Source organism: Brevibacillus brevis, from assembly GCF_022026395.1.
GTDB lineage: Bacteria > Bacillota > Bacilli > Brevibacillales > Brevibacillaceae > Brevibacillus.
Genome location: NZ_CP041767.1, coordinates 3,194,932 through 3,216,459, shown reverse-complemented (window position 1 = coordinate 3,216,459; position 21,528 = coordinate 3,194,932). Strand labels below are relative to the sequence as shown.

At 45.4% G+C, this 21,528-nt stretch carries 25 protein-coding genes and 1 riboswitch; of the genes, 20 read left to right on the top strand and 5 right to left on the bottom strand.

The annotated features are described in order from the left end of the window. The first annotated feature begins 59 nt into the window (after nt 1-59). The 3 genes from def to FO446_RS15335 all read left to right on the top strand — a co-directional run bounded on the left by def (nt 60) and on the right by FO446_RS15335 (nt 1,880). Nucleotides 60-620, top strand: coding sequence for a peptide deformylase (gene def / locus FO446_RS15345; protein WP_232772946.1), 561 nt, complete (start codon nt 60-62; stop codon nt 618-620). Further along, nucleotides 617-1,627, top strand: coding sequence for a homoserine dehydrogenase (locus FO446_RS15340; RefSeq protein ID WP_221868504.1), 1,011 nt, complete (start codon nt 617-619; stop codon nt 1,625-1,627). Before def ends, FO446_RS15340 begins: the two co-directional genes overlap by 4 nt. 100 nt (nt 1,628-1,727) lie before the next feature. Continuing rightward, nucleotides 1,728-1,880 carry a hypothetical protein gene (locus FO446_RS15335; RefSeq protein WP_237898432.1) on the top strand — a complete coding sequence of 51 codons (153 nt, stop codon included), beginning with the start codon at nt 1,728-1,730 and terminating at the stop codon, nt 1,878-1,880. Between the two features lie 64 nt (nt 1,881-1,944). On the opposite strand, the gene FO446_RS15330 is transcribed toward FO446_RS15335, so the two are convergent. Further along, nucleotides 1,945-2,733, bottom strand: a complete 789-nt coding sequence (locus FO446_RS15330) for a CAP domain-containing protein (RefSeq protein WP_173607716.1) — start codon at nt 2,731-2,733, stop codon at nt 1,945-1,947. A 7-nt stretch (nt 2,734-2,740) separates the two neighbouring features. After that, nucleotides 2,741-2,897: riboswitch (cyclic di-AMP (ydaO/yuaA leader) on the bottom strand. An 84-nt stretch (nt 2,898-2,981) separates the two neighbouring features. Continuing rightward, nucleotides 2,982-3,326, bottom strand: coding sequence for a rhodanese-like domain-containing protein (locus FO446_RS15325; RefSeq protein WP_232772945.1), 345 nt, complete (start codon nt 3,324-3,326; stop codon nt 2,982-2,984). A 430-nt stretch (nt 3,327-3,756) separates the two neighbouring features. Here FO446_RS15325 and FO446_RS15320 point away from each other — a divergent pair, with 430 nt between their 5' ends. Next, a complete protein-coding gene (locus FO446_RS15320; RefSeq protein WP_007729289.1) occupies nt 3,757-3,960 on the top strand; it encodes a cold-shock protein in 204 nt (67 codons plus the stop codon). Between the two features lie 166 nt (nt 3,961-4,126). Here the strand turns inward: FO446_RS15320 and FO446_RS15315 are convergent, their stop codons facing one another. Further along, nucleotides 4,127-4,498, bottom strand: coding sequence for a hypothetical protein (locus FO446_RS15315; RefSeq protein ID WP_229088072.1), 372 nt, complete (start codon nt 4,496-4,498; stop codon nt 4,127-4,129). A gap of 207 nt (nt 4,499-4,705) precedes the next feature. Between FO446_RS15315 and FO446_RS15310 the strand changes: the two genes are divergently transcribed. The 10 genes from FO446_RS15310 (at nt 4,706) to FO446_RS15265 (ending at nt 14,546) form a co-directional block, all read left to right on the top strand. Then, on the top strand, nt 4,706-5,428 hold the full coding sequence (locus tag FO446_RS15310; protein WP_237898431.1) for a 2-phosphosulfolactate phosphatase: 723 nt from the start codon (nt 4,706-4,708) through the stop codon (nt 5,426-5,428). A gap of 80 nt (nt 5,429-5,508) precedes the next feature. Next, the gene (locus tag FO446_RS15305; RefSeq protein WP_232772943.1) at nt 5,509-7,098 is read left to right on the top strand and encodes a catalase; all 1,590 of its coding nucleotides are present in this window, start codon (nt 5,509-5,511) and stop codon (nt 7,096-7,098) included. A 142-nt stretch (nt 7,099-7,240) separates the two neighbouring features. Then, on the top strand, nt 7,241-7,816 hold the full coding sequence (locus tag FO446_RS15300) for a TetR/AcrR family transcriptional regulator (protein WP_237898430.1): 576 nt from the start codon (nt 7,241-7,243) through the stop codon (nt 7,814-7,816). A gap of 76 nt (nt 7,817-7,892) precedes the next feature. Continuing rightward, nucleotides 7,893-10,007 carry an RCC1 domain-containing protein gene (locus FO446_RS15295; RefSeq protein WP_419466151.1) on the top strand — a complete coding sequence of 705 codons (2,115 nt, stop codon included), beginning with the start codon at nt 7,893-7,895 and terminating at the stop codon, nt 10,005-10,007. A gap of 335 nt (nt 10,008-10,342) precedes the next feature. Beyond that, nucleotides 10,343-12,253: a putative bifunctional diguanylate cyclase/phosphodiesterase gene (locus FO446_RS15290; protein ID WP_232772940.1), complete on the top strand. Its 1,911-nt coding sequence runs from the start codon at nt 10,343-10,345 to the stop codon at nt 12,251-12,253. Nucleotides 12,254-12,411: 158 nt separating this feature from the next. After that, nucleotides 12,412-12,897, top strand: coding sequence for a GreA/GreB family elongation factor (locus tag FO446_RS15285; RefSeq protein WP_237898427.1), 486 nt, complete (start codon nt 12,412-12,414; stop codon nt 12,895-12,897). A gap of 87 nt (nt 12,898-12,984) precedes the next feature. Beyond that, on the top strand, nt 12,985-13,209 hold the full coding sequence (locus FO446_RS15280; RefSeq protein ID WP_173607709.1) for a hypothetical protein: 225 nt from the start codon (nt 12,985-12,987) through the stop codon (nt 13,207-13,209). 270 nt (nt 13,210-13,479) lie between these two features. Continuing rightward, entirely contained in the window at nt 13,480-13,668 is a 189-nt protein-coding gene (locus FO446_RS15275) for an alpha/beta-type small acid-soluble spore protein (protein ID WP_173607708.1), read from the top strand. A gap of 82 nt (nt 13,669-13,750) precedes the next feature. Beyond that, nucleotides 13,751-13,930 (top strand): helix-turn-helix domain-containing protein, encoded by a 180-nt coding sequence (locus FO446_RS15270; RefSeq protein WP_173607707.1) that lies wholly within the window; start codon nt 13,751-13,753, stop codon nt 13,928-13,930. A gap of 73 nt (nt 13,931-14,003) precedes the next feature. Continuing rightward, nucleotides 14,004-14,546, top strand: coding sequence for an NAD(P)H-dependent oxidoreductase (locus FO446_RS15265; protein ID WP_221868500.1), 543 nt, complete (start codon nt 14,004-14,006; stop codon nt 14,544-14,546). Nucleotides 14,547-14,574: 28 nt separating this feature from the next. Here the strand turns inward: FO446_RS15265 and FO446_RS15260 are convergent, their stop codons facing one another. Beyond that, nucleotides 14,575-15,297: an EAL domain-containing protein gene (locus FO446_RS15260; protein WP_173607705.1), complete on the bottom strand. Its 723-nt coding sequence runs from the start codon at nt 15,295-15,297 to the stop codon at nt 14,575-14,577. A 223-nt stretch (nt 15,298-15,520) separates the two neighbouring features. On the opposite strand from FO446_RS15260, the gene FO446_RS15255 reads away from it, so the two are divergent. From FO446_RS15255 to FO446_RS15230, 6 genes are all read left to right on the top strand, one after another. Further along, nucleotides 15,521-16,135 carry a superoxide dismutase gene (locus FO446_RS15255; protein WP_173607704.1) on the top strand — a complete coding sequence of 205 codons (615 nt, stop codon included), beginning with the start codon at nt 15,521-15,523 and terminating at the stop codon, nt 16,133-16,135. Nucleotides 16,136-16,148: 13 nt separating this feature from the next. Continuing rightward, a complete protein-coding gene (locus FO446_RS15250; RefSeq protein WP_173607703.1) occupies nt 16,149-16,808 on the top strand; it encodes a helix-turn-helix transcriptional regulator in 660 nt (219 codons plus the stop codon). A gap of 208 nt (nt 16,809-17,016) precedes the next feature. Continuing rightward, on the top strand, nt 17,017-17,877 hold the full coding sequence (locus tag FO446_RS15245) for a hypothetical protein (protein ID WP_237898425.1): 861 nt from the start codon (nt 17,017-17,019) through the stop codon (nt 17,875-17,877). Between the two features lie 99 nt (nt 17,878-17,976). Next, on the top strand, nt 17,977-18,762 hold the full coding sequence (locus FO446_RS15240; RefSeq protein WP_173607701.1) for a CsxC family protein: 786 nt from the start codon (nt 17,977-17,979) through the stop codon (nt 18,760-18,762). Nucleotides 18,763-19,057: 295 nt separating this feature from the next. Next, nucleotides 19,058-20,257: an MFS transporter gene (locus FO446_RS15235; RefSeq protein WP_173607700.1), complete on the top strand. Its 1,200-nt coding sequence runs from the start codon at nt 19,058-19,060 to the stop codon at nt 20,255-20,257. 77 nt (nt 20,258-20,334) lie between these two features. After that, nucleotides 20,335-20,700 carry a MerR family transcriptional regulator gene (locus tag FO446_RS15230; RefSeq protein ID WP_173607699.1) on the top strand — a complete coding sequence of 122 codons (366 nt, stop codon included), beginning with the start codon at nt 20,335-20,337 and terminating at the stop codon, nt 20,698-20,700. 47 nt (nt 20,701-20,747) lie between these two features. Here FO446_RS15230 and FO446_RS15225 read toward each other — a convergent pair whose 3' ends face one another. Beyond that, nucleotides 20,748-21,506: an SDR family oxidoreductase gene (locus FO446_RS15225; protein ID WP_173607698.1), complete on the bottom strand. Its 759-nt coding sequence runs from the start codon at nt 21,504-21,506 to the stop codon at nt 20,748-20,750. Nucleotides 21,507-21,528 lie beyond the last annotated feature (22 nt).

Below are 21,528 nucleotides of genomic sequence, written 5' to 3'. Positions count from 1 at the left end.
CGAGGACCTGATTTGCTACCTTGAAATCGAAAACTGACTAATGCGGGAGGGAGAAGCAAATGGCTGAACGCAGGATCGTTCGCCTGGGGGACCCTGTCTTGCGTGAAACTTCAAAAAGAGTACTATCCATTACTCCGCAGGTCGAAAAGATATTGGATGATATGGCCCAAACGATTTACGCTGCGAAAGGTCGAGCAGGCTTGTCTGCGATCCAGATTGGCATCCCGGAGCGTTTAGTCGTGATGGATTGCGGTAGCGGCTTGATTGAACTAATCAATCCGGTGTTGGTGGAAAAATCCGGTGAGCAGGTAGGGCTAGAAGCTTGTCTTTCGATACCAGGTGTTTTTGGAATCGTTCGTCGGGCGAATTATGTCAAAGTTCAGACGCTGAACCGCCAAGGACAAACAAAGACAATCGAAGCGGAAGATTTCCTGGCTCGGTGTATTCAGCACGAGATGGACCATTTGGAAGGAATATTGTTTATTGATCATACGGAAGAGATCTACTCAGCGAAAACAGGAAAGAAACTGAATCGCAAGGATTTGCTCCGGATACAAGATAAAAGTAGAAAAAATGGTGGAAATAAGCGACGCATAAACAGCAAGGAGATTGACTCATGAAACGTTGGAACATTATGTTAACAGGCTTCGGAACAGTAGGACAGCAGGTGGCTCGACTGCTGGAGCAGCGAAGGGAGAGGTACCGCGAGCTATATCAAGCGGATGTCAGACTCGTGGGAGTCGTTCGTTCAGCTTCCGGCCTCTACGATGAGAACGGAATCGATTCGGGAAAATGGGCAGACTATGCTCATACAAAACAAACAAGGAACCCATCTTGGAACGCGCTGGAATTTATCAAGTCAGCTCAAGCAGACGTGCTCATCGAGGCAGGTCCATCTGAAAAAGAGGGCGGACCCGGTCTTACTTTTATTCGTTATGCTTTGGAGAATGCCATGCATGCGATCGCTATTTCAAAAGGCGCACTTGTAGTCGATTATGCTGGCTTAGCCGCTCTTGCCAAAAAACATGGCGTCGCATTGAAAGTGAGTGGAGCAACAGCAGCAGCTCTGCCGACGATCGATCTGTTGCAGTATAACTTGGCAGGCTGTGAAGTAAAACGCGTCGAAGGTATTTTTACGGGAACGACAAACTTCGTGCTCACAAAAATGATGGAAGAGGGGCTCACCTGTGCAGAAGCAGTCGAGCTCGCTCAGAAGATGGGGATTGCCGAACCGGACCCTTCCTATGATATCGATGGATGGGATACAGCTTCGAAGCTCACGATCTTGGCAAACGCTGCTTTTGATGCGCAAGTAAAACTAACCGATATAACACGCGCAAGTATTCGCGAAATAACCTCGTTACAAATCGAGGCGTGGAAAAAGCACTCGAAGATTCCCAAGCTGATCGGAACGATCCAAAAGGAAGCGAATGGCACGGTATCTGTCGCAGTAGATTTATGTGCGGTGGATCTTACCCATCCATTTGCATCTGTATCTGGTACGACAAAAGCCATACGGGTAGAAACAGATGTCATGGGGGATTTATTGGTCGTTGGAGGAAAATCAGATCCTGTGGCGGCAGCGGCGGCTGCCTTAAAAGACCTTGAACATATTATAAGCAGATAGGTTCATTTGCATGTGCTTCCAGTGTTCCTTAGGAATGAGTCGTTTAGAACCGCGTGCATACTAGGGATGTACCACCAATAACGGTGAGGGGGCCATACGGATGAAACAATCGTCTGATGTCAATGTCGAGCTGCAGCAAGTATCTGCTTACCCAACGAAGCAAGAAATGAATCAAAAGGATGTTGCTTTGCTCAATGAGCAGGAAAGCTGCTGTACCCCCAAAAAACAGGCGGCAGAAGCGAAGCGAAAGTAACGCGTACACGAAAAAGCCGGGTCTCGATTACGAGACACCGGCTTTTCGTTTATCAAGCAGTGTTCTACCCAATAAATTCTTGTACCCAGTAGCCATTTGTGAAGCCTACACCAATTTTTGTGAAATCAGGGTTCATAATGTTTTGGCGGTGGCCTTCACTGTTCATCCATTGTTGCATAACTTCTTGTGGACTCTGTTGACCCATGGCGATATTCTCGCCTGCAGTCGAGTACTGAATGCCATACTGCTTCATCATGTCAAATGGAGAACCGTACGTTGGACTGTTGTGGTCAAAATAGTTGTTAGCAGACATATCTTGTGCTTTTGCCAACGCTACTTTGGACAGTGCCGCATCCATTTGAACAGGTTTGAGACCTGCTTTTGCACGTTCTTGGTTCACCAAATCCGCGACTTGTTTCGCAAAATCACCAGTTTTAGCTTCATCCGCTTGATTTACCGGAGCGGCAGGCTGAGTGACATTATTGCTAGGTTGTGCTGGTGCCGTTTGAACTGGTGCTGGTTGTGCTGGAGCTTGTTGTACGGGTGCTGGTTGGAAAGTTCCTGGTTGAATCGGGCAAGGTTGTACAGGTGTTGCTTGTCCTTGCTTAACAGGTTGCATTGGCTGTACTGCTTGTGGCTGGCCAGGAACAAAGCCTTGTTTTTGGAAAAAGTTAAAGAACTGTTGTGCATTTGGTGCTTTTTGGAATTGTCCCATATTTTGACCCGCATTGAATTGGAATTGTCCGTTCTTCAATGGGCAGTTAGATGCTGCGGAAGCAGAAGAAGCAAACCCTGTCAAAGCCAAGCCCAGACCAAGAGTCATCGCGATTGTAACAGAACCAAAACGTTTCATTAAACAAATCTCTCCTTTTTTTGGCCTACGAGGTTAGTTGTCGGATTCGGATTGAGGAAACAACCCTACGCCAGTTCGGCGATTCACCCCAATGTGGAATAACTCATCCACAAAAAAGTCCCCCGCACTTCCTTTTCAAGAGGAAGTCTCGGCTTATTTCGTTTGGCATGAACAACGATATCAGACAATCCCAATCGAAATAAAGGAGTAATATATGGCAACTAGCTAGAATCATTGATAAATTAGGCTCATTTCGCTTTGTTTGATTGTTCCTTCCATGCAGTTAAGCCGCCTTCCAATGCATTCGCATGAAAACCATGCTCACGAAGCAGAGCCGCAGCTTTTTGAGCTTTGTTACCTGTTGTACATAAGGTAACGATCTGCACATTTTGCGCGAGTTTTTCGGTTTCTTCATCAAGTGGCTTGTCCTGTTCCTTCATAAGAAGATAAGGGACGTTTCGCGCCGACGCGTTTTCGTGAACGAGGCTGCCGGAAATAAATTTCTCGGCGTCGCGTACGTCCAATAAAAGTACAGGCACTTTCTTTTCAAGCATTTCGGATAATTGAATGGTTGTCAAAATATGATTTTCCAATGTAATCCCTCCCAATCCTATTGTAACAGAGTACCGCTTCGTCCAGAATAAGGCTGAACGGTTGCTTTTATTGGACAACCATGGTAGAATGAGGTTGCTACTTGAAAAATTGATACCTAATCATTCATCGAGGTGTTTGTATGCTGATGGATAACATTTTTGAATCCCCGATTCACACTGGCGCGGTCATCGGAGCCGCAAGGATGGAAGAGAGGAAGGGCTTTCATTGTTTTAGGTTTTCAAAAGGTTTAGTTTTTAATTTTGCAGTTCCGTCCTATGACATTCATATATTTGCTAAGTAAGTAAAATTCACATATCATGAAGGCGTATCACAGCACATGATTTGGTATTTCTTCATGATATGTGAGCTTTATTTGCTTCGGTAAATATGACTAGCATATTCAAATTGAATTTTTGGAGGTTTTTTTAGATGCAAACGAACGGAACAGTAAAATGGTTTAACGCAGAAAAAGGTTTCGGTTTCATTCAAGTAGAAGGCGGAGACGATGTATTCGTACACTTCAGCGCAATCCAAGGTGACGGTTTCAAAACTTTGGACGAAGGTCAAAAAGTTCAATTCAACATTGTTCAAGGCAACCGTGGCCCACAAGCTGAGAACGTAGTAAAACTGTAAGTCTCCTTTTAAAAGAAACTGTCCTTTCGAGGGCAGTTTTTTTGTCGTAGAACATAGAAGTAAAAAGGCGTTGGGATATTCCCCAGCGCCTATTCGTGCATGCGAATCATTAAAAAAGGAACTATGGCGTCCCACCATAATTCCTCATTTTCTTCCTGCAAAATAGTTAAATACAAGTTTCGATATCGACAGTTTGGAATTGACTGTCAAGAACGGTAAGACCAACAACTTGACCGCCGCCGATAGAAGTACGGCCATAAGTGGTGAGAAGGACATTTCTGTTGTTTTCTGCTACGGTAAGGCGAACTTCATAGTGGAAAGAAGCGGGGACAAGCGCATTGAAAGCAGTGCGAGTATTCGCAGGGATAAATTGCGTAATGTCAAGCAAGGTGCTAACTGGATTCGTTTGCGTAACGGCGTTACCCCAGTTCAATACTTGCACACGTACTTCAACCTCTTCTGTGTTCAGGTTTACCAGGTCGAGGTGAGCAGTGACAGCTCGGGCGAGGTTATTTTGCAAAATACCAGTCGTTCTCACCGTATTTCTTCTTGGGCGTCTGTGATTTCTGCTTTCAGTATTACCTTGATCGTCGTCGTATTCGATTTCAGACATCCATGTTCACTCCATTCTTGTGTAATCTAGTGGGACAATAATACGATATTGTTTCTTGTCTTGATTTGTAACGGCGAACGTAAGGGGACGAGTAACTATTTTTGATAGAGGACGGTGGAGGGTTTGGGAGAAATGCCTGTATACAAGCAACTAGACTATACGGCTCGATTTGATTGGGGATACGGAGGGGTGGAACAGGTCGGAGCAGCCTCGGATATGATCGTTATTATCGATGTACTCTCGTTCAGTACGTGTGTAGATATCGTAACGGGACGTGGGGGTATCGTCTATCCTTATCTGGTACAGGATGAGTCAGCCATTGCATTCGCCAAACAAAAAGCAGCGCTGCTCGCTGGAAAACGCGGCGAACCAATCTCCCTTTCGCCAGCCTGTCTGAAAACGGTTCCGGTGGGAAGTAGAGTGGTGTTACCCTCACCAAACGGATCGACCTGTACCGTGTTGGCAAAGAAAACAGGGGCGAGGGTGGTCGCTGCGTGCTTGCGTAATGCGCTATCCGTAGCCAGATACATACAGCAGCAGAAAGGAACGATAACGGTCATTGCTTGCGGTGAACGGTGGGGAAATGGAGCATTGCGACCCGCTATTGAGGATATGATTGCGGCAGGTGCGCTGCTTCACGAACTAGAGAGGTATCGTTTGTCACCAGAGGCTGAAATGGCGGTGGCAGCCTTTCGATCTGCTCAAGGTCTTCTTCCCGCTTACTTGCAGAAATGTGCTTCCGGCCAAGAACTGATCAGTATGGGCTACCTAGAAGATGTCTCACTGGCAGCGGAATGGAATCAGAGTGGCTCAGTTCCAGTGCTTAACGATGATTTTGCGTACGAAGCGATTTAGTCTTTTCGCATAAAGAATCCCTCATTCGGTAACCATGGTTATGAACCACACATGAGAAAAACTGGACAGGGAGGATTCATATGGATGACAGCAGAAAGTCCATCAACCAGGCAGAAGAAAATATCCTGACGAATCGTCAAGGCCATCCGATCACAGACAACCAGAACTTGCGGACAGTTGGAAATCGCGGGCCAACCGTTCTGGAGAATTACGACTTTCTTGAAAAAATCACGCATTTTGATCGAGAGAAAACACCTGAACGTGTCGTGCATAGTCGAGGTGCAGGAGCACATGGCTTTTTTGAAGCGTATGGAACCGTAGGTGATGAGCCAGTTTCTACATACACGAGGGCGAAGCTGTTTTCGGAGCGTGGGAAAAAAACGCCTGTGTTTGTGCGTTTTTCTACGGTTAATCATGGCACGCATTCGCCCGAAACATTACGCGATCCACGTGGGTTCGCGGTGAAGTTTTATACAGAGGATGGGAACTGGGATCTGGTTGGCAATAACCTCAAAGTTTTTTTCATTCGGGATGCGATGAAGTTTCCTGATCTTGTACATGCATTCAAGCCTGATCCTGTCACAAACATCCAAGACGTGGAACGGATCTTTGACTTCATCTCGAACACGCCTGAGGCTATGCATATGATTACGTTTTTGTTCTCCCCGTGGGGAATACCAGCGAACTATCGGCAAATGCAAGGCTCTGGCGTAAATACGTACAAGTGGGTAAACCATGAAGGCAATGCGGTCCTGATCAAGTACCATTGGCAGCCGTTAGCGCAAGGGATAAAGAATTTGACACAAAAACAGGCGGAAGAGATCCAAGGGAAAAACTTCAATCATGCCACACAAGACTTGTATGAAGCGATTGAGCGAGGAGAATATCCAGAGTGGGAATTGTGCGTCCAGATCATGAGTGATGACGATCATCCTGAGCTCGATTTTGATCCGCTTGATCCAACGAAAATATGGCCCGATGATCAGTTCCCGTTTCTTCCGGTAGGCAAAATGGTTTTGAACAAAAACCCGGATAACTATTTTGCAGAGGTCGAGCAAGCAGCTTTTGGGACAGGTGTTTTAGTGGATGGACTGGATTTTTCTGATGACAAGCTCCTGCAAGGAAGGACCTTTTCTTACTCCGATACGCAACGCTATCGGGTCGGCGCCAACTATTTGCAGCTTCCGATCAACGCGCCCAAAAAGCATGTCGCTACCAATCAGGAAGGCGGCCAAATGCTGTATCGAGTGGATCGGACGCAGCGGCATATTAACTATGAGCCATCAACGATTGGCGGATTGCAGGAAGCCAAGCAAGCAGCTCCTGATCATCAGCCAGAAGTGGAAGGGAAGGTCGTTCGTCAAAAAATTGATCGCACCAACGATTTCAAACAAGCGGGAGAACGTTATCGCCTCATGGAAGACTGGGAAAGAGAAGACCTCATTGCCAATCTGACGGATGCACTTCTCTCCTGTGATCCTCGTATTCAAGAGAAAATGCTTGGCTACTTCTCGCAATGTGACGAAGAGTACGGTCAGCGTTTGAAAGCTGGAGTTGCACAGGGCAATGGCGGAAATAGCAAAGAGATGGGCGGACCGATGGGGGCAACAAATCCTGGAGCGGCTGTCAAGGAAGCCGAACAACAGTCCCGTCCGTCCAAGCCTTACTGATGACCCGAGAACAACATTACCGAATGAACAGTGGAGCTTTGCTAAATCCATGGCAAAGCTCTTTTTGTATCCTGTTGCAATTTTACTTAACAATCAGTAGGCTAAAACGTATCGGATTGATTTACCAAAGGAGACGTCATTCATGTCAAAAGATAATAAAACACATCAACATATTGTAGATGCAGCCTTTCAATTGTTTGCGGAGCATGGGATTGAAAAGACAAGTCTAACGATGATTGCTACTGAAGTAGGGATCACGAAGCCTGCGATTTACTACCACTTTGCATCAAAGGAAGCACTTCTCGATTATTTGTTTGATCAACTGTTTGGAAACTATACATTCTCCCATTTTTTCACCGTTACTGATTTTACAGCTGACAATTTCGCGGAACTCCTTATCGAAACTGGGTTGAAGCTATTGCCGAGCGAGGAAGAGGATTATGCGGTTTTACGTGTCTTCAATCAATTTCTGCTGTCTGTCAGTCAAAAAGAGAAGTACCGAGACAAGCTGCGTCTGATGCAAGAAGATTTTTTGCAGGGCTTTACCTCCTTACTGGAGCGAGGGATAGAGTTAGGTGTCGTCAAACCTGATCGTGTCGTAGCAAAAGCTCATATTCTAGCACTCGTCGTCGATAATATCAGTAATTACATGCTGATGGGAATTGAGCTAGATCAGAGGGAAATCTGGACTGAAACAGTGGGAAGCGTACTAAAGTAATCGAAAAACAGTGACGCAATTCGAGTTGCCAGCGTCTTACAATTGTTTACATTAGACGATGGCGAGGAGATTCATGATGGTACGAAAAAAGAAATGGGTAGCACTGTTGAGCTATACCGCGGTACTCTCCCTATTGACGACGGGTGGGGTCTTTGCTGCATCCCCTGCGAAGGTAGCTTCCCATAAAGTAGAAGCTTCGGTTGATGCGAAGGGCAATACCGAGGTGAAGCTACAGGTTTGCAGTCAAGATAATGCGAAAGCGGATCTTTCGAGCATAACGACGAAATTCTGGAAACCGTTGGAAAATAAGCTGGTACTGGAAGGGATTACTTCGATTGCAACAGGCGTCATTTTTGATGAAGCAGGCTATGGGTGGAGGCCAGGCATTTCTTATGCCTTCACCGAGGATGGGGAAGTGTGGAAATGGGGCTTTCAATCTGACAAGAAGTATGAACCGCACAAGCTAGCCGGGATCAAAGATGCTAAGCAAGTCATGACGGATTATGTCCTCACGAGCGCCGGTGAAGTATGGCAGATCGATGAGAAGAAAGCACCAGAAAAACTGGCCGGTCTGGACAAAATCAAGAACATTCAGCAGATCGACCTTCATGACGGCGTACTCTTTTTACTGAAAGAAGACGGTACTGTATCGAAATGGGAAAAAGGAGCGAAAGCAGCCGAAAAGGTGACGAAGCTCTCGAATATCCGTGAAATGTATAGCTCAGCTTTTTCCTTGTTTCTAGTAGATGACCAAGGGAAACTGCTTTATCTCGATGGCAAATCCGGAGAGCTGAACACAGAAAATCTGCAGGTCATGGATATCCCCGGGAAAGTCAAACAGGTAGCCATCGATTATACGGATCGCGCCTTGATCCAAACAGAAAAGGGCGAAATGTACAGCTACAATGCAAAAGAAAATGAAAAAGTTGTGCGTGCTGCTCATGCAGATGGTGCGATGCGGATGGCAGTTGGTGGAGAAGGATTGTATTTGATCGTAAAAGCGGACGGAACGGTTTGGGGTTGGGGACATAATACCCTTGGAATGCTCGGTGCGAATCTGGAAAATGATCTGGAGGAGCCTGTCAAAATAGCAGGTCTCTCAGATATTACAGACGTAAAAGCTGGTACCGACCATGTGATTGCTCTCGATAAAAAAGGAAACGTCTATTCATTTGGCAGCAATATGACAGGACAGCTGGGGAGAATTCCTGTTACCTTTGACAAATGGACAGAATTTGGCGAATTACGTGATGTAAAACAGGTAGTAACTGAGCTGGATCAACCGTACTTCGTTCGGAAGGATGGTTCTGTATGGAGTTTTGGCGCAGATCGAGTGCCATATGAAGTGAAAGGACCTACCAAAGTAAAAACGATGGATACTATCCTGGATTCTCCGGTTACCTTGAATGAGAACGGACAAATCCAGTTGTGGACCAGTAAATTTAGCAATTGTGAGACATTGGCGTTGCCTTCTCGCATCAAGGATTTTGTTGGTGGGGAGGAGCATCTCTTATTGCGTACGGAAGATGACCAATTCCTGACGGTAGAATTCAGCTTCGATTCCGCAGAACGTGGAGGGGTATATGTCATCACGAACTTGCGCCCACAAAAAGTGGAAACCCTCCAAATTGATTCAAAAATGGCAGCAGATGTGACCAAGCTTTATGCTAATCTTTATACGTTTTTTGCTGTGACGAAAAATGGCCAGGTATTATACGCAGAACGGAAGAATGATGAGCCGTTCACTTCATTTGCACAAATAGCAGGTTTGGAAGGTATTCGTGAGCTAGCACCGGAGTATTTTGTCCGTTATACAAAGGATATCGCATCAGTTTGGGCAATCAATGATGCAGGCAAGGTTCAGGAAATTCAAGTTTACCCTGAGAGCGAAGGAAAAGATGCAGGAGCTATCAAAGTGAAGCTGGAACCCAAATCGGAAGAAGGCATTGCCATGATGAGCGGACGTTTGCGAATTACCAAGGATGGGCAAATATTCGAGCATGATTGGGAACCACTTCAAAAGCAAAAAGTGGCGGCTCCCGTTAGACTAATTTCCTCCTCGTACAACTATGGTATCGAAGGACCAGGCTCGCATTATCATGTGCTGGTTACTGAAGATGATAAGATCGTATTAATTGGCAATAATCCATACGGAAAAGGTGAGCATCAACCGGGTATGGTCAGACAATAAAAGACGGGAAGAGATGGCACAGTGGGAACATTCATTTTCCACTGTGCTTATTTTTTCCCGTTTTTAGAATGAAGGTGATCTGGCGAGATGATCCAGCGACAGCGGAGCAAATAATTGAGCGTTTAGCTGACGCATTTGAAAATCATGAAAAAGTAGCGGGAACATTCAAGTCTGTACATAAATCGTCCAGACTTTTTCCTTTTCACCGAGAGGGAGATTCATCATTGCCATGGATAAACATGGGAGGACAATGTAGAATTATGTCGAATGTATATTTGTGAATAAGCATGAGCCTATACGCACGTTGGTTCTATGGAAAAGGAGAATCTATGTAAATGCAGAAGTCATCAAATTCGTCCAAAGAAAACAGCGCTGCATGCTGCCAACCGTCGAATTCGCCGGCAAACGATTCTGCACGGATATTAATAGAAGGAAACACCGAAGTTATCGCACAAATGAACATGATTAACTTGACGGAAGAGGATTTGCAGTTAATCGCAGCGTTTCGCCCTGTCATTGAGACTGAAATTGAGCAGATTACTTCTTCTTTTTATGAATCGATTCTCCATGTGGACTCTTTGAAACAAATTGTGATGGAGCACACTACCGTTGAACGATTACGTCAAACCTTAAAAAATCATTTAATCGAGATGTTTGACGGCCGGATGGATCCTGCCTTCATTGAAAAACGCATGAAGATTGCGATGGTCCATCGAAAAATCGGGCTTCCTCCCAAATGGTACATGGGTTCTTTTCAAAACCTATTAGGTACACTCATGCGAATAATAGATGATCGGAAAGACGTTTATCCTGACTCAAAAAAATTGGTTCATGCTATTACAAAGCTGCTCAGCTTTGACCAGCAATTGGTTTTGGAGGCTTACGAAGACCAGACACGTATGCTGGAGCAGCGTGCCAAGTCGATGATCGAATATCAGGCGTTCCACGATGAACTAACCGGCTTGCCGAACAGAAGAAAGCTCCATCAAGCCTTGCAGGAGGCGATTGGCAGCAATAGCGAACAGGGTACGCGATTTGCGGTGCTGGTACTTGACATCGATCGTTTTAAAATGATCAATGATTCTTTGGGCCATACGTACGGGGATCGCTTTTTGCAAGAAGTGAGTGATCGGATCAAAAAAAGCGCGGAAGGATTCGATGTGACGATTGCCCGTATGGGTGGTGATGAGTTCACACTGATCTGCCAAAATGTCGAAGATGATTACGAGTTTTCGACGTTGGCTGAACGGGTGGTCAAGGAAATCGAGATCCCCTATCTCTTGCAGGGAAAAGATTATTATGTCTCGGCGAGTATTGGTGTCGCGGTGTATCCCGATCATGGATGCAGTGAGGAGCAATTGCTCAAAAATGCTGATGCTGCCATGTACGAAGTGAAGAAAAACGGGAAGAACGGATTTCAGTTTTTTACCAATGAGCTCGATGACCAAGTGTTGATGCGTATTGAACTGGAGAGGGATTTGAGAAAAGCGGTAAAGAATGACGAGCTGGTTTTGTACTACCAGCCACAGATTCAAACGGGGATCAATCAGCTTATTGGCGTGGAAGCGCTCGTCCGATGGAATCATCCGACAAAAGGAACCCTGTCACCTGGCGTGTTTATCCCGATCGCGGAAGAAACGGGCTTGATCTTTGAGATAGGCATGTGGACATTAAAGGAAGCCTGCAAGCAAATGAAAAAATGGCATGAGGCGGGTGGACCCTTGATTCCCGTTTCAGTCAATCTGTCCTCTCGTCAGTTCCACCAACCCAATCTCGTAGGCTATATCCGACAAATCCTTGTGGAGACTGGACTCGAACCGCAGTACTTGGAATTGGAAATAACGGAAAGCATGATGATGGACGCAGAGCTTTCCACAGAAATTTTAAAGGAATTGCACGAATATGGCGTGAAAATTAGTCTGGACGACTTCGGAACAGGTTACAGCTCGCTCAGCTACCTCAAGCTGCTACCCATTCACAAACTAAAAATTGATCGTTCGTTTATTACAGATATCACGATGAATCCGAGTGATCAGGCGATCGTCGCAACGATCATTTCCATGGCGAAGCATCTAAACATGAATGTCATTGCGGAAGGAATCGAGACGCAGGGACAGTTAGATTTTCTCACAGAGAATGCTTGTAAGGAAATCCAAGGGTATTACTTTAGCCACCCACTACCCGCAGCGGAAATGGAAGAAGCACTCTTCATGCCAGTTCGCGAGCGTTTTGACCATCCTTTGTAAAGCATTTCTAAACAGTCGATGGAATCATTTTGAAATTATTGATACAATGATAAGAGTCCCTTCGGGGGCTATTTTTTTAAGGAGGGTTTTTCCGATGATGAAGAACATTACGCTCATCAAACATGTTTATGAAAAGCAACTGGGGGGTGAAATCTACTATGAACCCTAGTATTTTGAACGGCACCAGAAATCATCTGATCAACCAGCTTGTCTTTTTTGACGAGCAGTATTCACTTTTTTACGATCAATATGTACGCAATTATGGGAAAGAAAAGCAAGCCATCGATGAGATTGTCGAGCGTTACAAGCAAACACTTGAAAGCCTTTTGGCAAAAGAAGACAGCGCACTCTTTCAATCGCTTAAAGCAATTACGTTATTAGGCAGCAGCGTTAAAGTGCTATTTGAAGAAGATCAATTTGAGGAGTCATTTACTGTGGTTTATCCCACAGACATTGACCCGGATAACAACAGAATTTCATTCTTATCGCCGATAGGCAGGCAACTGCTGCTAGCGGCTCCACACGATTCTGTTGTGCTGGAGAGCCCTGTTGGCAGGCAACAGGTGCAGGTTCGGGAGATAAGCTTTACATATATGGGGGATTCTCGTCACCTTAGGAATCTACCCTTCGCAAAGATCATGTGAGAAGACACTAACACGAGGTTAGTGTCTTTTTTGTCCATTCTAGTAAAATACAAGAAAAGGAAGCTGTGGATACAGGAGGGAAAGACGATGAAAATCATAGCCTGTCCAACATGTGAGCAAGACGTGCAATGGGATATGAATCGCCTGCAGAAGCTTGGGGAGCGATGGGTGATGGCTTGCGAAAAATGCGGTGATCAGTGTTTCAGCGTGTCAGAGGAAGAAAAGGAAATGATTCTTGGAGGCATACGATTGACGGAAGAGTATGTACCGGATATCATCAATGCTTATTCGACTGTTATTCCTCGTAAGTAAATGCCACTCGAATACTTCGAGAGTCTGATTGTTTTTAGGGATGATGATTGCTCTGGTATGTCATACAAAGAAAGAGATAGGTGTGGAGCATCGTATGGAAGAAAAAATTACTCTTATATCTACAAGAATCCATCTAATATTGAAGATGAAGAGTTAGTCAGTTGGGCTATAGATCTGGATTAATCGACAATCGGAGCATGTTTGAATACACTACCATAATCTGCACATACTACCATTCACGAAAACAATCAAAACCTGAGGTGAACAGCAATGGCACGTTCGAATTCCCTGGTGTATGGACAAGCTCGTGCACTATTAGATCAATTAAAGTACGAGATCGCTGCTGAATTTGGAGTCGAGTTGGGAGCAGATACGTCAGCACGCCAAAATGGCTCTGTCGGCGGAGAGATGACGAAGCGTTTGGTACAATACGCGGAACAGCAAATGTTTCGACTGTAATCCCTCCTTGTGAGGGATTTTCTTTCGCTTACATTTGACCGAAATATCGCGTATAGGATTTTCTCCTACTCATGCGTATCTCATGTTGACTGTTAACGAAAAGGAAAAGGTAACCCCGACTCAATTGGCGCAAATTCTTCACATGACGCCATCAACGATTACTCGTTTTGTCGATCAGGTAAAATCAGTCACACAGATGATTCACGAAACAGTCGAAATGCTGGAAGGGAGCAAGTCGGAGTCTGGATTCCAGCATTTGTAAGGTGCGGGATAGTTGACAGTGTCCTAGACTTTTGTCAATTTGTATGTACAAACCAAATTTTTGGAGGATTTCCATGAAAACTCTCGTCATCGCAGTACACCCTACCATGTCTCAATCTCGAATCAATCGAACATGGAAGGAAAGAATACAACAAGAAGAAAGTGTAACGGTTCACGATTTATACGCTGCCTATCCGGATTTTCAGATCGATGTTGAACAAGAGCAAAAGCTGATGCAAGAGCACGATCGTATCGTCTTTCAATTTCCGCTTTACTGGTACAGCACACCGGCCCTGTTGAAACAGTGGCAGGATGTTGTGTTGACGTATGGTTGGGCTTACGGATCTGAAGGAAACAAGCTGCATGGAAAAGAGCTTCTCCTCGCGATTTCTACGGGCGGACCCGAGGAAGCTTATCAACGTGATGGATACAACTACTATTCCATCAGCGAATTGATCAAACCGTTGCAAGCGATGGCAAATTTAACGGGAATGAAATTCTTGAAACCATTCTTATTCCAAGGGGTATCGGGGGTTTCGGATGAGCAAATTCAACATAGTGCAGAAGAATATGTTGCTCATGCACTGAACGCTTCCTTGGAGCCGATAGGAAAATAGTCAGACACGAGAGACGATGAGAAAGTTATCATCGTCTTTTTTGTGTTGCTTGAAGTGGTTCGGGGTACCCCAGCAAAAAACCTTGACCTACAGGTACCCCAAGTGCCAAAGCGACAGCTAAGTCCTCTGGCTCCTCGATTCCTTCCAGTACAAGCTGAATATGATCTTGGCAGTATTGGACGAAAAGCGAGACGAGCTTTTGCTTATTGGGCATGGAGGACAGTTGATTGCCGAAGTATCTGTCGAGCTTAACGATATCTGGTTCATATTCCACGATCTTTTTTAATGACGCGGCACCTGAGCCGACATCATCTAATGCGATCAGGAACCCATGCTGACGCAGCTCACGTATTTTTTTCCCCAACAATCTTAACTCCCACATCTTGTCTTCTTCATTGGTCTCATTGATTTCCAAGACTATTCGACGGTTCCACGATCCAAATAGGCCCTCGGTAACAAACGATAGGAAAGCGGGGTTCACCAACGTAGAAGGAAACACATTGATGAACAAATATGGGGCATGATCGTTGAAAGTCACATTCGTAAAGTAAGATTCAATCGCTTTTTTCATCGACATGGTATCCCATTCAAACAAGTGTCCTTCTTCACGAGCTTTTCGAAAAAGGAATTCTGGTGAGTGCTGTGTAGAGGAGCGAAGAAGTGCTTCGTACCCGAAAAAATGTCCTGTCGCCAGATGCACCAGGGGCTGAAAAACTGGATATGGCGGTTCCTTTGCCAATACGACGTTCATGGAATCATATTCCTTCCTGCACGAAAGATTTTACTTGAGGAAAAATTGTTTCCTTAAGGAAAGATGATTTGTCGATATTTTACAACAGAGAGGTGTTGTTTGCAATGCAAGCCTCATGTGAAATAAATTTTGCATGAAGGAAACAAATTTGGGTGTATACAAAATATTTTTCATCTTGTAAACTAGGCTTGTAATCGACAATCAAGATTGGAGGAAATAGGAAATGGAAGCCTTTACGTTACCGGAACTGCCATATCGTTATGATGAGCTGGAACCTTACTTGGATGCGAAAACGATGGAAATTCATCACGGAAAGCATCATGCTACGTATGTGGCTAACTTAAATAAAGCCTTAGAAAACCACTCGCAGTTCAGGAATGCCTCGGTCAAAGAACTAATCAGTAACTTGCAGGATATCCCGGAAGACATTCGCATGGCAGTTCGAAATCATGGGGGCGGGCATTATGGACACAGCTTGTATTGGTCGATCATGAGTCCCACTGGCGGCGGGAAACCAACAGGGGATATTGCGAAAGGAATCGACAAGTATTTCGGAAGTTTTGAGAAAATGAAGGATGAATTGACAAAAGCATCTGTCAGTCGTTTCGGATCAGGATGGGGATGGCTCGTCGTCAACGGAGACAAGTTGGAAGTGATGAGCACGCCTAATCAGGATACTCCTTTTATGGAGAAGAAAACGCCTATATTGGTCGTAGATGTGTGGGAGCACGCGTATTACTTGCAGTACCAAAATAAACGTCCTGATTTTGTCTCTTCGTGGTGGAATGTAGTCAATTGGGAGGAAGTCAATCGTTTGTATAACGAAGCAATCCGCTAAGGCAGGTCCATTAATGAACAGACACGCAGTTTATTTTCAAGAACAGGAAAAACGTCGAGAAATTTTGGTGTTGCTTAAGAAGCGCCGTTCGGTCGATGTCCAGGAACTGTCTAAATATCTCGGCATAACAAAAGTCGCAGTACGTAAGCATTTAGATGTTTTGCATAGGGAACGGTATATCGAGTCTCGATTGGTTCGTCAGCGAACAGGCAGACCAGCCTATGTGTATCATCTATCGAATACTGCTGAACAATTATTTCCGCGTCACTACAGCGAGTTGGCTACAGAGATGCTGACGGGCATTCAGGATTTGTATGGGGAAGCTTTTGTCGATCAATTATTTGAGAAGCGGATGGCACGGATGTTACAAAACTATCGGGAGGTAATGAGAGGACAAGGTTTTGACCAGCGAGTGAAAACATTGGCAAGCATACAAAATGAAGAAGGATACATGCCTCACTTGGAAAAAGTCGGGGATGGTTTGTATACGCTTGAAGAAGCGAATTGCCCTCTCTTACAGGTAGCTATTCGCTATCGCCAAGCATGTCGATGCGAGCTCTCCTTGTTTGAGTCGCTAGTAGACGCGCATGTAGAGCGTACTTCGTGTATGGCGGAAGGTCAAGTAAAATGCCGTTACCTGATTAAAGAAAAGCTCAGCAATGAAGAATCGTAGGTAGCAAGACATCCGTTACAAGGGCGGATGTCTTTTTGTTGTAAGCAAGGAGTTGATTGGTCGGTGATTCATAATTTTGCGGGTTATGCGGGATAAGGTTTGCCATGGGAAGACGAATTGTATACCCAAAGGGCAAGTGTCTATACAACCAGACGGGCGATCACGTATGGATAAAGAGAGGCGTATTTTGATGGAAAGGAGTGAGGACATGCCGATCGACAAGAAAAATCCTAAGAATAAAAGACCAATGCCAAACCAGCGAGGCTCCTTGCAAAAGTCGAGAGCATCACTCCCGCTCCTCTTTGTCGCACCGAAGGAACAGATGCGGTCTCTGGAAGGTGCCACAGATAAGCAGAAAATGTATCGCTCCAAGAAACCAAAGGGCAAGCGAAAACAAGCACCTCCACCTCCGGTCAAGCAGATGACTACCGAACAAGTGCCACCTGTTGCAGCTACGACCCCACCCCCTATGAATGCCAAGGATCGTACGCAAGAAAACAACAGTTCTCAACAAGAACTGATTCAAGCAAAAGTAGTCTACGTTGAAAACGCGGGTCAATCGTTCATGCAGGTTGCTTTTTTAGAAGAAATTTGGGACGTAGAGTGGGTACATTCCTTACGTGTCCCCTGGAAACTCGAGTGGAAGGAAGTGGAATGCCAAAGTAAGATCCATATCCAGCACGTTCGACACGATGATAGCAAAAAGATTGTCTGGCTGTCAGGTGAGTTGGAAATCAAGGGGGTGGGGGTCACTGTCCATTCGCAAAAAGTAGAGCATGAAACGATTCGCATACCCTTTACTTCTACAGTATTACGCCCTTCTTTGCCCAAAGAAAATGTAGGAACAAGCGCAATTCTTCTCACAGCACCAGCTTGTCCGACGAATAGATGGGTAGAGACAGGGGACTGGCAAATCAACCTCACAGCAGATCCTCTCACCCATTCGCAATCAGAATGGAAGGAGTTCAGCGGCTTGGCAACCATTAGCGGTCGTGTATGGTGGTATCGGAAGCAGCTGGTTCCCGTTCCGCCTCCATACATAACGAAAAAGGTAAACAGTCTTTTCTAGAAAAAAGGGCAGATAACGCTTGGCATCAGCCAAATCCATATTGTGTCTAGTCCATATAATATAAAGAGAGTAGGTGGCTGATAAAGGAGTGAGAGTAAAATGGGTATACATGGCGATGGCTGTAAATGTGGCCAAACTCAAGTGACGCAAAACAGCTGTACAGTGGAAAATGCCCGAGTGTTCGGAATGGCTTCAACCGAAACCACTTTTCCTAAAACGATTAAAGTACCTGTAACGTTGGCAGAAACGGCTGTTGTCGTATGTGTCGAGGCTAATGTCCATTTAGAGAGGCCTGCCCTTGAGATCATTCGGGTATTGAAGAGTGTCATTCTGGAACAATGTGAGCTGGTTCCCACATTTAACCCGCTGTCTGCAAAGCTGTTCGTCAGCGGTTTTATTCGAAAAAATATCGAGTACACCACAGTCGATCAAGTAACGGGAACTGCTGTTTGCGGTGATGTACGACATACAACAGCACTGATACCATTCGATTTCTGTACGGATCTGACCTTTCCTGCTACAGGACCGACTTTGCAACTGGCACCAGATTTCGAGTCACACGGAGAATATTTGAATAAATCAGGTCACGCGGCAAAGATTAACGTAGGTTTGTTTGGCAACCGAAAAGTTTACAATGAGAGACCGTATTGTGAGCTGTTATTCACGGAATTCACCGAATTAGATATCGGTTTGGAAAGTAAGCGGTGCAAGGACACAACCAAAACATTCTCGACCGTTCGTGAAAAAATCGTTCTGCGTATTGGTCTAAAAGTTTTGCAGGATCAACAAGTTCCTATTCCAACGACCCCACCACCGACACCCCCACCAAAACCGACATTTCCGCCACCTTGCAAACCGATATGTCCACCTAAGAAAAAATGGTAGTAAAGCTGTAGGAAAAGAAACATAGAAGAAGGGCAGATGAGACTTCCGGTAGCGTGATTACATGCTGACTGGTAGTCTCATTTTGTTAGGCGTGATAAAAAATGTTAAATATGAAATGAAACGCAGGAAGTAAGTGAGGTCAGCTGTGACGATGGATGGAAAGGATTTATTTAAACAAAGCGACAAACAAAATCCGTTACGGAGCATAAACTCTCCGTTCTCAGGTAGTAGCGGTCACGCATTTCTCTTACGATTTTGATGAAAAGCGTGCTCTATGGAAGGAGAAGGATGTGCGATGTTTCGAATCCGTTTTAGTATATTTTTGAGTGTATTTGTGGCGATGGTGGGATTGATGATTATTGCTCCCGTAATGCCGCCGCTTATCCGTGAATTAGGCCTCAGTGAAATTCACTCTGGCATCATTATTTCACTCGGTTCAATTGCAATGGCTGTGATGGCACCTGTCTGGGGGCGGTTAAGCGATCTGAAAGGAAGGAAAGCTGTCATTGTCATTGGTTTTTTCGGAATGTTTATGAGTTATGTCCTGTTCACAGCGACCATGTATGCAGGATTATCACAGGTAATAAGTGGCGGGCTTCTCGTTGGATTGCTCATTGTGGCACGCGGATTGATCGGTATGTTTATCCCGGCAGTTCCATCTGCTGCGCAGGCGTACATAGCGGATGTAACTAACGAAAAGGGTAGGGCGGCAGGAATGGCTTTAATCGGTGCAGCCAATGGGATGGGGCTTGTTCTGGGTCCAGCGATTGCTGCAGCCTTTGCACTGATCGGTCTGATTTGGCCGTTATACATAGGCGCACTGTTGCCGCTGGTCGCATTGGGCATCGTGTACTTCTTGATTCCGGCTCAAAAACCCATCATTCACGAAAAACCTCCCAAGGTGAGTCCTTTTCAAAAAGGCCTTCCCCTATATTTGTTTGCCGGTTTGGCAACGATGCTCAGCATTATCACCTTACAAGTCGTTGGAGGGTTTTATTTTCAGGATCAGTTGTCTTTAACAACAAAGGAAACCGCCAGAATGTTATCAGTAGGACTTATGATTTCTGGCATAGCGATGATTGTCACACAAGGACTACAAATGAAAAATCCTAAATGGCAACCAAGATCACTCATACTTTTCGGGGCGGTGCTCTTAATCATCAGCTTGTCTCTCTTTCTTTTCTTCATCCATGTGATCGTCTATGCCGCGGCATTTTTCTTGTTTGGTGTAGGAACTGGGCTCATGATGCCAGGATTTATGGCAGGAGCTTCGCTTGCCGTTGATCATGAACAGCAAGGAGGAGTTGCGGGGCTTGTGGCATCGGTCCAAGGAATTTCCGCTGTCATCGCACCGATTCTCAGCACAAGTCTTTACCAGTTGAATAAGTATCTGCCTTTTGCCGTAGTAGGTTTATTTGTGATGCTGATGGGAGCAACATTGCTTTTCGTCAAAAGCAGGTCAAAGATCAACGAAAATACAAGAATAGATTCGTAATCAAAAACGATATGGATACATTGACATTCTGGCATATAATTGGGATAGCAATTTCTTACGAGGAGGATCTATGCTCCGTGAAAATAAGCGAATTATCCCAATTAACGAATGTCAGTACCCGGTCGATCCGTCATTATGAAGAAAAGGGCTTGCTACAGGCAGAACGACTGGAAAACGATTACCGCTATTTTAATGAATCGGCAGTCAAACGTGTCAAAATGATTCAACTGTACTTGAAGCTGGGGTTGACCGCAGATGAAATCAGGACGGTCTTCAGAGGGGAAGTGGCAGCTCCCGACGATTACGAATATTGCGAGGAAATGCTGGCGATCTACGAACAAAAGCTCAGAAAAGTGAACGAACAGATGGAGGCACTCCAAGAGTGGAAGAAAACGCTGGAGAGGCAAATAGCTATTACACGTGGTAAAAAGGTTACGAGTTAGTTCATGGTCACGGCCCCGAAGCGATCAGCTGCTCCGGGGCCGTCTTTTTACAAGGAATGCAAGTTTTGCCCGATGCCACCATCCACAGTTAGCCTCGCACCAGTCGTAAAGGTAGCGTCAAAGGCGAGGAAAAGCACCGCTTTCGCCACTTCTTCTGACGAACCATGACGTTTCATGGGTGTAATCTTGTCACCAAGCTCCTGGAAGGTAACGCGTTCTGCATCCGTGAAACCGGCAACTCCCATGGAAGGCGTATCAATGAAACCGGGACTCACGACATTGACGCGAATACCCTTGTCTAGCAACTCCACCGCAAACCCGGAGGCCAAGGAACGCAATGCCGCTTTAGATGCACTGTATACGCTCATGCCAGGGTAGCCGCCTTCATCCGCTACGGAAGATGTAAATACGATGGAACCTCCTTCATGAATTAGCGGCGCCAAGCGCTGGACGGTGAAAAATGCCCCTTTCGTATTTACCTCAAAAATCCGATCGTAGGTCTCTTCAGTGACTTCCAAAAACGGTTCCAGAATAGAAGTACCTGCATTCACATGGAGAAAATCGATCTTGCCAAAATGCTTTTCAACATAGTCCCCGAATGCTTGCACATCCTTCATGCTCGATACATCAGACACCACAACATGTGCCCGTTCGCCCAGCTCACGTTTTGCTTCCTCGGCATTTTTCGGATTACGACCAGAGACGATGACCTCGGCGCCGCCTGTCAGCAAAGCTTTTGCCACAGCCAAGCCCATACCATGTGTTCCTCCAGTTACGACTGCTTTTTTCCCTGTGTAGTAGTTCATTTTTGTTCCTCCTTGAGCGAAT